Origin of the sequence: Mycolicibacterium neworleansense (assembly GCF_001245615.1) — a bacterium.
Lineage (GTDB): Bacteria > Actinomycetota > Actinomycetes > Mycobacteriales > Mycobacteriaceae > Mycobacterium > Mycobacterium neworleansense.
The window spans coordinates 2,669,657-2,683,699 of the sequence record NZ_CWKH01000001.1 but is presented as its reverse complement, the minus strand read 5'-3'; the positions used below and the strand labels follow the sequence as shown (position 1 = coordinate 2,683,699).

At 67.3% G+C, this 14,043-nt stretch carries 14 protein-coding genes and 1 pseudogene; 8 read left to right on the top strand and 7 right to left on the bottom strand.

The annotated features are described in order from the left end of the window. Positions 1–250: 250 nt before the first annotated feature. The 6 genes from BN2156_RS12800 to BN2156_RS12775 are packed head-to-tail and all read right to left on the bottom strand — an operon-like array spanning position 251 to position 3,735. Positions 251–598: a hypothetical protein gene (locus tag BN2156_RS12800; RefSeq protein ID WP_090514228.1), complete on the bottom strand. Its 348-nt coding sequence runs from the start codon at positions 596–598 to the stop codon at positions 251–253. Next, positions 585–950, bottom strand: coding sequence for a hypothetical protein (locus BN2156_RS12795; RefSeq protein WP_090514225.1), 366 nt, complete (start codon positions 948–950; stop codon positions 585–587). Before BN2156_RS12795 ends, BN2156_RS12800 begins: the two co-directional genes overlap by 14 nt. Then, positions 947–2,176, bottom strand: coding sequence for an Nramp family divalent metal transporter (locus BN2156_RS12790; RefSeq protein ID WP_090514223.1), 1,230 nt, complete (start codon positions 2,174–2,176; stop codon positions 947–949). The genes BN2156_RS12795 and BN2156_RS12790 overlap by 4 nt, the downstream gene beginning before the upstream one ends. Beyond that, positions 2,176–2,664: a hypothetical protein gene (locus BN2156_RS12785; protein WP_235625284.1), complete on the bottom strand. Its 489-nt coding sequence runs from the start codon at positions 2,662–2,664 to the stop codon at positions 2,176–2,178. The genes BN2156_RS12790 and BN2156_RS12785 overlap by 1 nt, the downstream gene beginning before the upstream one ends. Continuing rightward, entirely contained in the window at positions 2,661–3,509 is an 849-nt protein-coding gene (locus tag BN2156_RS12780) for an SDR family oxidoreductase (RefSeq protein WP_090514221.1), read from the bottom strand. Before BN2156_RS12780 ends, BN2156_RS12785 begins: the two co-directional genes overlap by 4 nt. Positions 3,510–3,519: 10 nt before the next feature. Next, positions 3,520–3,735 (bottom strand): hypothetical protein, encoded by a 216-nt coding sequence (locus BN2156_RS12775; RefSeq protein ID WP_162490790.1) that lies wholly within the window; start codon positions 3,733–3,735, stop codon positions 3,520–3,522. Positions 3,736–3,813: 78 nt separating this feature from the next. On the opposite strand from BN2156_RS12775, the gene BN2156_RS12770 reads away from it, so the two are divergent. Continuing rightward, on the top strand, positions 3,814–4,785 hold the full coding sequence (locus BN2156_RS12770) for a glycosyltransferase (protein ID WP_090514216.1): 972 nt from the start codon (positions 3,814–3,816) through the stop codon (positions 4,783–4,785). Positions 4,786–4,804: 19 nt separating this feature from the next. Next, the gene (locus BN2156_RS12765) at positions 4,805–6,028 is read left to right on the top strand and encodes a glycosyltransferase (RefSeq protein ID WP_090514213.1); all 1,224 of its coding nucleotides are present in this window, start codon (positions 4,805–4,807) and stop codon (positions 6,026–6,028) included. 5 nt (positions 6,029–6,033) lie between these two features. Here the strand turns inward: BN2156_RS12765 and BN2156_RS12760 are convergent, their stop codons facing one another. Beyond that, positions 6,034–6,957 carry a glycosyltransferase family 2 protein gene (locus BN2156_RS12760; RefSeq protein WP_090514210.1) on the bottom strand — a complete coding sequence of 308 codons (924 nt, stop codon included), beginning with the start codon at positions 6,955–6,957 and terminating at the stop codon, positions 6,034–6,036. Positions 6,958–6,997: 40 nt separating this feature from the next. Between BN2156_RS12760 and BN2156_RS12755 the strand changes: the two are divergent. The 6 genes and pseudogenes from BN2156_RS12755 (at position 6,998) to BN2156_RS12730 (ending at position 14,028) form a co-directional block, all read left to right on the top strand. After that, positions 6,998–7,942 (top strand): annotated as a pseudogene (locus tag BN2156_RS12755) (NAD-dependent epimerase/dehydratase family protein). Between the two features lie 10 nt (positions 7,943–7,952). Continuing rightward, positions 7,953–9,569, top strand: a complete 1,617-nt coding sequence (locus BN2156_RS12750) for a carbamoyltransferase family protein (protein ID WP_090514207.1) — start codon at positions 7,953–7,955, stop codon at positions 9,567–9,569. Beyond that, a complete protein-coding gene (locus BN2156_RS12745) occupies positions 9,566–11,041 on the top strand; it encodes an HAD-IIIA family hydrolase (RefSeq protein ID WP_090514204.1) in 1,476 nt (491 codons plus the stop codon). The genes BN2156_RS12750 and BN2156_RS12745 overlap by 4 nt, the downstream gene beginning before the upstream one ends. Positions 11,042–11,051: 10 nt before the next feature. Then, positions 11,052–11,972, top strand: a complete 921-nt coding sequence (locus BN2156_RS12740) for a glycosyltransferase family 9 protein (protein WP_308208235.1) — start codon at positions 11,052–11,054, stop codon at positions 11,970–11,972. Positions 11,973–12,071: 99 nt separating this feature from the next. Further along, positions 12,072–12,677 carry a D-sedoheptulose-7-phosphate isomerase gene (locus BN2156_RS12735; RefSeq protein WP_407661677.1) on the top strand — a complete coding sequence of 202 codons (606 nt, stop codon included), beginning with the start codon at positions 12,072–12,074 and terminating at the stop codon, positions 12,675–12,677. Next, positions 12,670–14,028 (top strand): PfkB family carbohydrate kinase, encoded by a 1,359-nt coding sequence (locus tag BN2156_RS12730; protein ID WP_090514202.1) that lies wholly within the window; start codon positions 12,670–12,672, stop codon positions 14,026–14,028. Before BN2156_RS12735 ends, BN2156_RS12730 begins: the two co-directional genes overlap by 8 nt. Positions 14,029–14,043 lie beyond the last annotated feature (15 nt).

Genomic DNA, 14,043 nt, shown 5'->3' with positions numbered 1-14,043 from the left:
GCCCTTTCTCTACAAAGTCGCACACATGTGCGCAACGTCCTGGTGGTGTACCCCCCGGCACCCGTTCCAACCGTTTCTCCGGTTTGTCGCGGTACCTGCGGGGGTATTCAGCCGTTTGTTGGAGTCGAGGTGAGGAAAATGGCCGGGCCAGCACTGTCCGTACCTCTCGGGGGCGGACTGGAGATCATGTTCGAGCGGATCGCCGACGCCATCGAGGCACAGCAGCGTCGAGCGCTCGCCGAGTACGCCGTCACCGAAGTGGTGTGGCACGCAGCTCCGGCGAGCGCCGGCTGTAGCCGGCACGCAGCGTGACGTGATCTGACGCGATCCTGGCCACATCGTCCCAGTCCGCCAGGAAAGTTCCCCGATGCCGCCACCCGGCGATGACAGCGATCAAGGCGGGGGCCTTGATCCCGGTCCGTTCGTAACCCAGATATGACGAGCGGGTGCGCGGGCTGATTATCAGGCCGGCAACTTGGGGGCTGCTCGGGCGGTCGGAGCCGTCGCCGCCAAATCGAAGCCGCACGTCGATGACGGTGCCGACCGGGTGGTGACCGGCGTCCAGTACCCGTAGTCCGAGGAGGTTACTCAGCTGCATGTCGACCTCCAGGGATTCGGGAAACGATGTGGTCGCGTAGCCAACGTTCAACCCAGTCCGCATCCGACGGCAGCTCGGAATCTGTCAGCTGCACCGTGACTCCGACCGAAGCGACTTGTTTCCAGGGAATCTCGTGCAGCATCTTCCGGGGCGGTGCGCCGCCGAGGATGCGGGTCATCATCACCTGCCCGGAGAGTATGGCGGTGACGCGCGGCGGGGGACTGCCCGGTTTGATGTCGACGTCGGCCTCGACGCCATCGAGTTCCAGGTCGTCCACGATGCCAACCGGAGCCCCGTCGTGGTCGAGCAGTTGCCGATCCAGTAGGTGCAGGCGCGCGTCGATGGTGCTCATTGGCCCGCTCCGGTCACGATCATCAGGGGTATGGCGGCCAGCGAGGCGGTCACGATTATCACCAGATATACCGAGCCGAACATGTTCAGCAACCTTCCGTTCGTCTTGTCGCCCATGTATTCCGGATCGTTGGCAACGATGAGAATGGGCAGGTAGGTCAGAGGCAGGGCGATCGCCGAAAAGACCACCGAGTATTCGGTGACCATGATGGGGTCGACGCCGGTGAACAGGATGGCGGCCCCGACGACGATGCTCACGAACATCACCACGTGGAAGCGGGACGCCTCGGCGGGACGGCGGAACTTCCCCCAGGGCCATCCGAAGAACTGCGCCAGCGTGTAGCCGCTGGAGAGCGTCGTCTCAAGGGCCGCACCGAATGTGGCGGCCACGATGCCCACGATGGCGAAGGCCAGTGCCAGTTTGCCGCCCGCCTCGACCGCTGGCATCACCACCTGTGACAGCGATGTCACCTCGATCTGGCCGGGTAGTAGAACCAGGGCTGCGCAGGCGGCGATGGCCACCGAGAGGATGCCGCCGAGCGGGAACCCGACCAGGACGTTCAGGCGTGACACCCCGAGATCCTTTGTCTTCCAGTGCTCTTCCACTGCTCCGGAGGAGAAGAAGAACACCTCGTACGGGGTCATCGCGGCGCCGAACAGTGCGATCGCGTAGTACCAGTAGGTTGCCGAGGACTCGGACTCCGGAATCACCGGCTGCGCCGCCTGATGGGCGAGATCGCCCCAATTCGGTTGCAGGGCAAACACTGCGACCGCGAATACGATCAGACACAAACCCGCCAGCCCGGCGGTGTTCTCCATGACCGAGAATTTGACCCGCCAGATCACCAGCCACACCGCCACGGCCGCCACCGGGATCCAGAGCATGCGTCCGACATCGGTGGCCAGTTGCAGCGCCAGCGCCACACCGCCGATCTCAGCTGTCAGCGTCATCAGGTTGATCAGGAACGAGGCGCTCAGATTGGCTGCGGCAGTGCGCGGACCCAGCCGCTCCCGGATGATCTCGAACGTGGCACGCCCGCTGACCGCGGCCACCCGGCCGGCCATCTCGGCGAACAAGCAGATGCCTACCACGCCGGCCACCACCACCCAGACCAGCGCCAGGCCGAACCGGGAACCGACCACGGCATTGGTCACCAGGTCTCCGATGTCGAGGAACCCGCCGATCGCAGTCAGGATCCCCAGGGCCACCGCGAAGAATTTCTTCATCAGCGGTACCCGGTTTCCAGTGCGTCGGCCGACGCCAGGAGTTGGCCACGCAGCGCCGTCAACTCGGGTTCGGCTGCGATTTCGCGGACCCGTGCCGATGCGGCGTTGAGTTGGCCGATCATCGTCGTCATCGCTTGGGTGAGCAACCGCTGACGATCCAGATCAACCGGATCATCGGCTTTCAGGTCGGCGATTCCCTTGTAGGCCTTGACCATCTCGTCTCGCGCGTCCGTGATCTGGACGCTGACGAGTTGTGGCGTGGACCGGTCACGTACTCGAAGGTCGAGCGCGTACGCGCCGCTGCGGGCCGCGGCCACCGTCTCTTCCATGGCCTGCGACAGCTGCCCGGGCATGCCGTCACGATTGGTCGGACAGCGAGTCAGCAGCAGGCCCACGGCAGCGACCAGCAGGGCGGCGATCAGCGCCGCCCGGATTCGCCGCGCTTTTTCTTCCTTGTCCGCCTCGCCCGCCATGGCGATCTCCGTCATCCGGGCAGGGTCTCGCCGCCCAACGGGGCCAGGACCTCCCCGCTGTAGTACGACGAGAGCTGGTTGGCGGCGAAGAACACGTACGACGGGGCGATCTCATCGGGTTGCGCCGCACGGCTGAAAGGTGTGTGCTCACCGAACGATTCGACGCGCCCCGAATCCATGGTGGCCGGTATCAGCGGGGTCCACACCGGCCCGGGCGCCACGCAGTTGACGCGGATCCGTCGCTCGGCCAGGGCCTGTGCCAGCGAGTAGGTGAGGGCGATGACGGCACCTTTGGTCGCCGAATAGTCCATCAGGGTCTTATTGCCGCGCAGCCCGTTTATCGATGCGGTGTTGATGATGGCGCCGCCGTCCGGCAGATGATCCAGGGCCGCCTTGGTGACGTGGAAGAAGCTGTCGATGTTGACCGCGAAGGTGTGCCGCCACTGCTCATCGGTGATGTCGGTGAAGCTCTCGGTGGGCGATTGGTAGGCGACGTTGTTCACCAGCACGTCGAGTCCGCCGAGGGCACCCGCAGTGCGGCTGACCGCGGCCCGGCACTGTTCGGGGTGGGACAGGTCACCCGGAAGGCGCAGGCAACGCCGGCCTGCCTGCTCCACCAGCGACGCGGTGTGCATCGCGTCGTCGTGTTCCTCCAGATAGGCGATCGCGACGTCGGCGCCCTCCTTGGCAAACGCGATCGCCACCGCCCGGCCGATTCCCGAATCGCCCCCGGTGATCAGTGCGCGTTTACCGTCGAGCAATCCGCGACCGACGTAGTCGGCCATTTCGTCACGCGGCTGTCCCGGCATGTCCGCGGTGTGGCCCGGATAGCTGATGACCGTGTCCTTGCCAGGCTCCATGCGTGACCTCTCAGTCTTCGCGCGATTCGCGGTCGAACTCGTCGAGTCCGAGATCGTCGGTGACTGCCTCGCGCTGTTCCTGCCAGTCCGGATCGGCGGCCTCCAGGGGCGGGCCGTCACGGTCTGTCACCGGCACCTCGGCGTCGGGAACCGGTTCGCTGGGCTCGCGGTCCTGTTCGAGCGCATCGACGATGGGCACATCGTCGGGTACGTCTTCGCGGGTCATACCGGCGGAGTAGCCCGATGGGTTCTCGATCAAACTCTTCGCGTGTTTAAGTGACGATTGCCCGGGTACTTCCGCGCCATGAACCAAGACCCCCCGCGATCAGTGCTCGCGTGGCACGTGCACGGCTCCTGGATGGAGTCGTTCGTGGCCGGCCGGCATCGCTACCTGATCCCCGTCAACGAGGCGGGAGACGCCGACGGACGGGGTCTTTGCGGACGCAATTGGCCGGGGGCACAGGAGATTCCGTCCAGCGAACTCCGGAATCAGGATGTCGACCTGGTGGTGCTCCAACGGCCTGAGGAGATCGCCCTCACCGAGGAGTGGCTCGGACGAATACCCGGCATCGATGTGCCCGCCATCTACGTGGAACACAACGCACCGCGGCCCCACGCATCCGACAGTGTGCATCCGCTCGCGGACCGCAAAGACATCCTGTTGGTACATGTCACCGACTTCAATCGGCTGATGTGGGACAGCGGGGCAGCGCCCACTCGGGTCATCCAGCATGGAATCGCCGATCCGGGCAACCTCTACACCGGCGATGTAGCTGCGGCAGCCACGATGATCAACGAACCGTTACGGCGGTGGCGAACCGTCGGCACCGACCTGCTCACCGAATTGAGCCGGTCGGTACCCATCGACGTCTGGGGTATCGACACCCTGGAGCTCAACGAGCATGAGCACCTGGGCACCGTGCGCGGCAAGGGGGACGTGGGGCACGCACGGCTGATGCACCAGATCGCCCGTCGACGGGTGTATCTGCACACCGCACGGTGGACGTCGCTGGGGCTGTCGCTGATCGAGGCGATGTTCCTGGGGATGCCGGTCGTCGCAGTGGGGTCGACCGCGGCACCCCTTGTTGTCCGCGCCGACGCAGGCGTCGTGAGTGCGGACGTCAAGACGCTGGCCTACGCGCTGCAGGGATTCGTCACCGATACGGCGGCTGCCTCCATGGCAGGTAAGGCCGCCCGCGAGTACGCGCTCGCGCATTTCGGTCTGGAGCGGTTCCAGCACGACTGGGACCTGGCAATCGCGGACTGGTGTGCGTGAGCGGGCAGAGGAGCAGTGAATGAAGATCGCAATGGTTTCCGAACATGCCAGCCCGCTGGCCGCGCTGGGAGGTGTTGATGCCGGCGGGCAGAACGTGCATGTGGCGGCGTTGTCGGCGGCCCTGGCCCGACGTGGCCATCAGGTCAACGTGTACACCCGCCGAGACGATCCCGGACTGGCCCGCAAGGTCAAGACACCCGAGGGGTACACCGTGGTGCACGTACCGGCCGGGCCGCCTGAACGCATCCCCAAAGACGAACTGCTGCAGTACATGGGCGAGTTTGCGAGGTTCCTGGACGCCGACTGGGCCGACGACCGGCCCGATGTGGTGCATGCGCACTTCTGGATGTCGGGAGTGGCCAGCCAACTGGCTGCGCGGCACCTCAATTTGCCTGCGGTGCAGACCTTTCATGCGCTGGGTGTGGTCAAACGCCGGCATCAGGGTGCCGATGACACCAGCCCGGCCGAGCGGCTCAAGCTGGAGGCGATGGTGGCCCGGGGCGCCACCTGGGTGGCGGCCACCTGCACCGACGAGGTGTTCGAGCTGATGAGGCTCGGGCGGTCGCGAACGCGGACATCGGTGGTGCCCTGCGGAGTGGATATCGACCTGTTCACGCCCGACGGTCCGCGCAACCGGCGGCGGGCCCCGCACCGCGTCGTCAGCGTCGGTAGGTTTGTGCCCCGCAAGGGTTTCGACCTCGCGATCAGGGCCCTGGCCACCGTGCCCAACACCGAATTGGTCATCGTGGGCGGTCCACCGCGAGCTGAGCTGGCGCGCGACGCCGAGGCGTGCCGGCTACGCCGGTTGGCCGAGGAACTCGGAGTCGCCGACCGGGTGCGGCTGTGCGGCGCGGTCGATCGCGCGGACATGCCCGCGGTCCTGCGATCGGCGGATGTGGTGGCGTGCACGCCGTGGTATGAACCGTTCGGCATCGTTCCGCTGGAGGCGATGGCGTGCGGCGTGCCGGTGGTTGCCTCCGCCGTCGGAGGGATGTTGGACACCGTGGTGGACGACATCACCGGGCGGCTGGTGCCGCCGAAACGGCCAGATCTCCTCGCCGATGCGCTCAATGAGCTCCTGCGCGACGACTTCCATCGGCAGAGCCTGGGTGCCGCCGGACGTGACCGTGCCCGGTCCCGCTATTCGTGGGACCGGATCGCGACGGACACACTGCGGGTCTACGAACGGGTGGAACCCGCGGCGTACCTGCCGCCGCAGGCGACGACTGTGTCGTCGGGATGACGGATTCAGTGATGACTGTTCTCGTCGAGTCGCCCGCCGCGCTCCAGCACCGTCAGAGCGTGCTCCACGGCGGACGGCAGACGCCGGCGATGGGTCAGAACGTCAGGCAGCCGTATGACTGCTTCCGTCGCTGCGCGGGCATGTTCGACGTCGCGGGTGGCCGCGCCCAGCAGGCGGATCGAGGCACGCACACAGTGCGGCAGCGGCCGGCGCAGCCAGGTGGTCAGTACGTCGTTGCGGACACTGCGGGCGTCCTGGGCGGCGCTGGTGGGGCGGTTCACCGACGGTTGGTGGACCGCGGTCAGCTCCGGGCAGTAGCAGAGCTCCCAGCCCGAGGCGGCCAGATCCAGTGCGAGCAGTTGTTCCTCTCCCCGGAAGTGCAGGATGTGACTGAATCCGCCCGCCGCTTGGAACGCCGACTTCCGGACCATGGCCGAACAGGCCAGAAAGCCCAGGATGGACGGGCCGGGCAGGTCCGCACGATGCCCCAGCGGACTGGCGGCCAGCCGCCGCACCAGCGGATCTTCCTGGCGCTGCGGCCAGACCTCGGTCCGCGCCGCGAGCACGGCGGTCTGCGGGTATCGGTCGAAGATGTGTGCGCCGAGCGCCGGAGCGTCCGGGTCCCACCACGAATCGTCGTCGCAAAACGCCACGTACGGCGTTCGGCAGGCCGCCACACCGATGTTTCGGGCCACGGCCCCCAGATTGGAACCGAGTTCGAGCAGTGTGACCCGATCCGGCGACTGGGCGGCGATGTTCCGCATGGCGGTTACCGATCCGTCCGTGGAACCGTTGTCCACCACGATGATCGGGCAGTCGGTGGTGTCGAGCAGCCGGGTGACGACGGAGGCCAGTTCTTCGGCCCGGTTTCGGCTGGCGATCACGAACGAGACCTTGTCGGATACGTCGGCGCGGTTCAGCTCGGTCATAACCCGGCCAACTACCCGTTACGGCGTGGGGAAAACGCGCATGCGTGAACTCAAGCGGGTTGTGGTCACCGGGGGCGGGGGCTTCCTCGGCAGCCACCTGTGCCGGCGACTGCTCGCCGACGATGTCTAGGTGATCGCCGTCGACGACCTGTCGACCAGCGCGCCGAGTGCGGACGCATGGCTGTCCGGCCACCGCGGGTATCAGTTCATCCGCCACGACATCACCTGTCCGCTTCCGGACATGCCGGCTGTGGATACCGTGTTCCATCTGGCCTCACCGGCCTCCCCGCTGGACTATCAGCGGATGCCGGTGCAGACCTTGCGCACCGGCGCGATGGGGACGGCCAATGCCCTGGATGTAGCCGATCGGTGCGGTGCCCGGTTCGTCCTGGCTTCCACCAGCGAGGTCTACGGAGACCCCCTGGAGCATCCGCAGCGCGAGACCTATTGGGGCAACGTCAATCCGGTCGGTCCGCGCAGCATGTACGACGAGTCCAAGCGGTTCGCCGAGGCGCTGACGTCCGCCTACCGCGGTGAACGTTCGACGGACACCGCCATCGCCCGGTTGTTCAATACCTATGGCCCGCGCATGCGCGGGAACGACGGGCGCATCGTGCCGACGTTCTGCCGCCAGGCGCTGGCCGGAGAACCGATCACCGTACACGGAACCGGTCGTCAAACCCGGTCGCTGTGCTACGTCGACGACACCGTCGAGGCCTTGCTGGCCTTGGCCCGTACCGACTGCGCCGGTCCGATCAACATCGGAAACCCCCGCGAACTGTCGGTGCTCGAGATCGCGGAAACCATCCGGGATCTGGCCGACAGTGATTCGCCGATCCGGTTCGTTCCAGCGGTCGCCGATGATCCGCAACGACGCTGTCCCGACATCACGGAGGCACACCAGAAGCTCGGCTGGCAGCCGGCCGTCGATTGCCGACAGGGCCTCGCCGACACACTCGAATGGTTTGCCCAGCAAGGGTTTTAGGAGAAATCACGTGCGGATACTCGGAATCAATGCGGTCTTCCACGACCCGGCTGCCGCGCTCGTCGTCGATGGGGAGGTGGTGGCAGCTGCCGAGGAGGAGCGGTTCTCCCGGCGCAAGCACGGAAAAGAGGCGGTTGCCTTTTCCACCTGGGAACTGCCGGTGCAGTCGGCGCGATGGTGCCTGCAGCAGGCGGGTTTGGCGCCGTCGGATATCGATGCGGTCGGTTACTCCTACGATCCCCGGCTGATGGACGGTCTCGACAGCACCGATACCGCGGGCCTGGATCGGGACTGGGAGTACCTGCGAACCCTGTACGCCGAACGGGCGCCGCGATTCCTGCAGTCGGCCCTGCCCGGATTGGATCCGTCGGCGTTCCGATTCGTCCGCCACCATGTGGCGCACGCGGCGTCGAGCGCCCTGGCCTCTCCGCATCCGGACTGCGCGGTGCTCGTGGTCGACGGCCGCGGAGAACGCACGTCGATGCTGGCCGGCGAGTACACCGACCGCAAGCTCGACGTGCTGGCCACCCAGTCGCTCCCGCATTCGCTGGGTCTGCTGTATGAGGACCCCACCCAGCACCTGGGTTTCAAACGTTCCAGCGACGAATACAAGGTGATGGCCATGGCGTCCTACGGGACTCCGCGGTTCGCCGACCAGTTCCGCGACCTGATCTACGCCACCGGTGATGGCGGCTTTCGCACAAAACCCGTGGCGTGGTCGGCGTTCGGCTCCGACTGGGACCATCGGGTGGATTTGGCATGCAGTGTGCAACTGGTGCTGGAGGAAGTTCTGCTCGACCTGGTCCGCTGGCTACGCGCTCGCACCGATCACGAGAACCTTTGTCTGGCCGGGGGAGTGGCCCTCAACTGCGTGGCCAACTCGGCACTGCACCGCAGCGGGCTCTTCCGGGACATCTGGGTTCAGCCGGCGGCCGGGGACTCCGGGACCGCACTGGGCGCGGCGCTGTCGCTGGCCGCCGAGGCCGGCGAGCCGATCACCCCGATGGCTTCGGCAGCACTGGGCCGCGGTTGGTCTGACGATGAGATCGGAGCGGTGCTGGTGGAGGCTGCCGTACCCCACGAGCGTCCGCGCAACCTGGCCGCGGTGGTCGGCGAGGCACTGGCCCAGGACCAGGTGGTGGGCTGGTTCCAGGGACGATCGGAGTTCGGACCCCGTGCGCTGGGCCGACGTTCGCTGCTCGCCGATCCCCGCAACAAGCAGAATCTTGAACGGCTGAACGCGGTGAAGGGCCGCGAGGAGTTCCGCCCGGTGGCGCCGATGGTTCTGGCCGAGTGGGCCGCCGAGATCTTCTCCGGCGGGCCGATTCCCAGCCCTTACATGCTCTTCGTGCACGATGTCGCACCTGATTGGCAAGCCCGGATTCCCGCGGTCACCCACGTAGACGGAACCGCGCGTATCCAGACCGTCGATCGCGCCGATGAACTCATGCACGCCACGATCGGATCCTTCGCCGAGCGCACCGGAGTCCCGGTAATCGTCAACACCAGCTTCAACACCGCCGGGCGGCCGATGGTCGACAGTCCTCGAGATGCGTTGGAGTGCTTCGGGTCTGCGCCGATCGACATGCTGGCCATCGGCCCGTACGTGGTTCGGAGACAGCGATGAGTTTTGCGATCGTGGTGCCGACGATCGGCCGGACTTCGTTGCAGCGGCTGCTGACCGCACTGGAACGATCCGATGGTCCAGCGCCGGAAGCGGTGATCGTCGTCGACGACCGACCGCGGCCCGATCCACCCCTGCTGCTGATGACCCGCCTGCCCGTAACCGTGTTGCACAGCGGGGCAAGAGGACCGGCGGCCGCGCGCAACATCGGCTGGCGGCACGCCACGGCCCGCTGGATCTGCTTTCTCGACGATGATGTGCTGCCCCATCCCGGCTGGCTGACCGCCCTTGCCCACGACCTGTGCGAAGCCGACGCACGCGGTGCGGCAGGTTCCCAGGCGGTGATCGACGTCCCTGTGCGTCCGGGCCGGCGCAGCACCGACGATGAGCGTCGCACCCAGCGCCTGGCCGACGCGCAATGGATCACCGCCGACATGGCCTACCGGCGTTCGGCGCTGGTAGAAGTCGGAGGGTTCGACGAGCGCTTCCCCCGTGCCTATCGGGAGGATTCGGATCTCGGGCTGCGGATCACCCTGGCCGGCCACGACATCGTGTCGGGATCGCGGCGGTCCCGGCACCCGGTCGCCCCGGCCACGTGGACGAGCAGTGTGCGCGCACAGATCGGAAACCATGACGATGCGCTGCTGCGACGCAAGTACGGCCGTGGCTGGCGCACGGCGATCGGTGAGGGTCGTGGCCGGATGCCCGCGCACATGCTGACCAGCGTGGCCGCTCTGGCGGGACTGACGCTCCGTGGCCCCGCAGCACGCTTGGCGCGCGCCGCCTGGCTGGCGCTGACCGCGGAGTTCGCGTTGCGGCGCTTCCTGGCCGGACCGCGCACCGTCACCGAAGCGTGCCGGATGCTGATCAGCAGCGTGCTCATCCCGCCGGTGGCGGTGGCCCACCGGCTGTCGGGCGAATGGAAGTTCCGTGCCGCACATCGTGATCCACCCCTGGCCGTCCTGCTGGACCGAGACGACACGATCATCGAGGACGTCCCGTATCTCAACGATCCCGCCGGTGTCCGCCCGGTCACCGGTGCGGCTGTGGCGCTCGACCGGTTGCGTGATCGCGGGTTGTTACTGGCGGTGGTGTCGAACCAGTCCGGAGTCGCCAAGGGACTGATCAGCCCGAGTGAACTCGCCGCGGTCAACGCAAAGGTCAATGCGTTGTTGGGACCGTTTGATTCCTGGCAGGTCTGCCTGCACGACGCCGACGCCGGCTGTGCCTGCCGCAAACCCGAACCCGGCATGGTGCGGGCGGCCGCCGAGGAACTCGGGGTCGATCCATCTCGGTGCGTACTGATCGGAGACACCGGTGGCGATGTGAATGCGGCGTTGGCAGCCGGCGCCGGCGCCGTGCTCGTGCCCACCGAAAGAACGCTGGACCACGAGATTTCGCACGCCCGGGCCTGCGCCCGAGTAGCGCCGACACTGCAGGCCGCGGTGGCGCTGGTACTGCGGGACGCCGGATGAGGAGGCAGTCATGACCCGGGCGGTGGTGGCCAGGCTCGACAGCGCCGGTGACGTGCTCATCACCGGCCCTGCCGTGCGCGCCGTTGCCGCGGCCCATGATGCGGTGACGTTCCTGGCCGGGCCGAAAGGGCGCGCCGCGGCCGAGTTGCTGCCCGGCGTGGACGACATCATCGAATGGCAGGCGCCGTGGGTGGACTTCGACTCACCCGAACTGACCCCGGACCACGTGGCAGCACTGATCAAGCAACTACGCGACGTCGCTCCCGACCGGGTGTTCGTGTTCACCTCGTATCACCAGTCGCCGCTGCCCTTGGCACTCATCTGCCGGATGGCCCAAATCGGCTGGGTCGGCGCGATCAGTGAGGACTATCCGGGCACGTTGCTCGATCTTCGGCATCACGTCGAGTCCGGGATACCGGAACCTGAGCGCGCACTGTCACTGGTCCGAGCCGCTGGGTTCGACCTGCCGGACGGTGATGACGGGTCGCTCAGGCTCAGGGATCTACCACCGCTGCCTGGTGGCCTCTACGAAACCATCGGTCCGGCACCGTATGTGGCGTTTCATCCTGGGGCTGCCGTAGCGGCCCGCCAGCCGAGCGCCACCCGCAGCGCTGCCATGGTGCGTGCGCTGGCGGCCGCGGGCCATCGCGTCGTGGTGACCGGCGGGGAAGGCGAACGCGGCCTGACCGCGCGGGTGGCCGACGGTGTCGCGGTGGACCTCGGCGGCCGGACGACACTGGCGACGTTGGCCGGTGTCTTTTCGCGGGCAGCCGTGGTGGTCGCGCCGAACACCGGCCCGGCACACCTGGCCGCTGCCGTGGGAGCACCGGTGGTCTCGCTGTTCGCCCCCGTGGTGCCGGCGGCTCAGTTGGCGTCCGTACACGGCTCGATCGGCGCTGCTCGGAGATCAAGAGGCGCCGTGCCGCGGTAGCCGGGCTCGCACGTGCCCGGTCCCCGGCCATCCGTGTCTGAACGGGATCACCGACGCCGAATTACTGGCCGCAGTCCGACGACTCGAAGGTGGAGAACCATGAAAACGCTGATGGGACAACATATTGCCGACCTTGCCGAGGCGGTGGAGCGGGTCGGCGCCGAGACTTCCAGGCTGACCGGCTGGGGTCGTCACCTGGCCGAGGTGCTGACCGCCGACGGCCGGCTGCTGGCGTGCGGGAACGGTGGTAGCGCGGCAGAAGCTCAGCACCTCACCGCCGAGCTGGTGGGACGGTTCAAAGATGAGCGGATGCCGTTGTCGGCCATCGCGTTACACGCCGATACGTCCGCACTCACCGCGGTGGCCAACGACTACGGAGCCGAGGAGATGTTCGCCCGCGGTGTGCGGGCCCATGGACGCAGTGGCGACGTGCTGATCGCACTGTCCACGAGCGGTACCAGTCCCAACGTGCTGTCCGCCGTCAAGGCCGCGCACGAGGCCGGGCTCACCGCGTGGGCGATGACCGGACCGGCACCCAATCCGCTGGCCGCCATGTGCGATGACGCGGTGAGCGTCGAGGCACCGACCACCGCCACCGTGCAGGAGATCCACCTCCTACTCGTGCATTCGCTGTGCATCGCCCTCGACGACGCCCTGCGCCAGAGCGGCTGCATGCCGGGAGCCGAAGGAGGCCAGGATGACTGAGCCATTGGTGATCGTCGGAGACAGCATGCTCGACGTCGACATCGAGGGCAGCGCCACCAGGCTCAGCCCCGAAGCGCCGGTGCCGGTGGTAGACGCCGATCGGGTGTGGGAGCGGCCGGGCGGAGCCGGCCTGGCGGCGGTCCTGGCCGCGCGCGTGGAGTCCGAGGTCGTGCTGGTGACCGCCGTGGCCGACGATACCGACGGTCAGCGGCTCGCTGAACTACTCACCGCGTCCGGGGTCACCGTGGTCGCACTGCCCATGGCTGGGAGCACGGTGTGCAAGACCAGGATTCGCGCCTCAGGACAGTCGATGCTGCGTCTCGACCGCGGGGACGGGATCGTCGCCGGGAAAGATCTGCCGGCCGAGGCGGCTGATGCACTCGGCCGGGCCCGTGCGATCTGTGTGGCGGACTACGGCCATGGCGTCAGCGCGCACCCCGGGTTGCGGCGATTACTGGAACACAACGGAAATCGCGTGCCGCTGGTGTGGGACCCGCATCCGCGCGGTGCACAGCCCGTGCCCGGATGCTGGCTCGTCACCCCGAATCAGGTGGAAGCCCAGCAGAACTCGGCAGAGACTCTGCGCCGGCACTGGCGGGCGCGGGCGGTGAGCGTCACGCTTGGTGAGCGCGGGGCGGCGGTGTCCACCGAAGATGGCCGTGTCGCCGACATCACCGTTCCCTTCACACCTGCTGCCTCGGCCAGATCGGACACCTGCGGGGCCGGTGACCGATTTGCGGTAGCGGCGACACTGTCTCTGGCCGAAGGCAAATCGACGGTCGAGGCGGTCACCGAGGCAGTGTGTGCAGCAAGCCGATTCGTCGCGGCCGGGGGTGCGGTGGGGGTCTCCGCACCTGGCCGGATCGGCAGCATCGGCGGGTCGCCCGAGTTCACCGCAGTCCTTGGTGAGGTCACCGAGGTGCGTGACCGATTGCGGCGTCGTGGCGGCCGTCTTGTCGCCACGGGTGGTTGCTTCGATCTGTTGCACACCGGTCACGTCCGGTTGCTGCACCGCGCACGTCAGTTGGGCGACACACTGGTGGTGCTGCTCAATTCGGATACCTCGGTCCGGGCGCTGAAAGGCGCGAGCCGACCGGTGATGTCGCAGGCCGATCGGGCGCGGGTGCTGTGCGCACTGGCCTGCGTCGACGCGGTGGTGATCTTCGACGAGACCTCACCCGAATACCAGTTGGAGCAGCTCCGGCCGGATGCGTGGGTCAAGGGCGGCGACTACACCGGGGCCGATCTGCCCGAGGCGGCGGTGGTGCGCAGCCATGGCGGGGACGTGGTTTTACTGCCGACGATAGCCGGTTACTCATCATCCAAGTTGATCGCCGCGATGCGGTCGTGACGGAGAGGGCGTTTC

Excerpts from the sequence above, each read along its gene's own strand:
- BN2156_RS12800 (WP_090514228.1), bottom strand. The coding sequence starts at position 598 with ATGCAGCTGAGTAACCTCCTCGGACTACGGGTACTGGACGCCGGTCAC.
- BN2156_RS12770 (WP_090514216.1), top strand. The coding sequence starts at position 3,814 with ATGAACCAAGACCCCCCGCGATCAGTGCTCGCGTGGCACGTGCACGGC.
- BN2156_RS12780 (WP_090514221.1), bottom strand. The coding sequence starts at position 3,509 with ATGGAGCCTGGCAAGGACACGGTCATCAGCTATCCGGGCCACACCGCG.
- BN2156_RS12765 (WP_090514213.1), top strand. The coding sequence starts at position 4,805 with ATGAAGATCGCAATGGTTTCCGAACATGCCAGCCCGCTGGCCGCGCTG.
- BN2156_RS12735 (WP_407661677.1), top strand. The coding sequence starts at position 12,072 with ATGAAAACGCTGATGGGACAACATATTGCCGACCTTGCCGAGGCGGTG.
- BN2156_RS12740 (WP_308208235.1), top strand. The coding sequence starts at position 11,052 with ATGACCCGGGCGGTGGTGGCCAGGCTCGACAGCGCCGGTGACGTGCTC.
- BN2156_RS12795 (WP_090514225.1), bottom strand. The coding sequence starts at position 950 with ATGAGCACCATCGACGCGCGCCTGCACCTACTGGATCGGCAACTGCTC.
- BN2156_RS12730 (WP_090514202.1), top strand. The coding sequence starts at position 12,670 with ATGACTGAGCCATTGGTGATCGTCGGAGACAGCATGCTCGACGTCGAC.
- BN2156_RS12785 (WP_235625284.1), bottom strand. The coding sequence starts at position 2,664 with ATGACGGAGATCGCCATGGCGGGCGAGGCGGACAAGGAAGAAAAAGCG.
- BN2156_RS12775 (WP_162490790.1), bottom strand. The coding sequence starts at position 3,735 with ATGACCCGCGAAGACGTACCCGACGATGTGCCCATCGTCGATGCGCTC.
- BN2156_RS12790 (WP_090514223.1), bottom strand. The coding sequence starts at position 2,176 with ATGAAGAAATTCTTCGCGGTGGCCCTGGGGATCCTGACTGCGATCGGC.
- BN2156_RS12760 (WP_090514210.1), bottom strand. The coding sequence starts at position 6,957 with ATGACCGAGCTGAACCGCGCCGACGTATCCGACAAGGTCTCGTTCGTG.
- BN2156_RS12745 (WP_090514204.1), top strand. The coding sequence starts at position 9,566 with ATGAGTTTTGCGATCGTGGTGCCGACGATCGGCCGGACTTCGTTGCAG.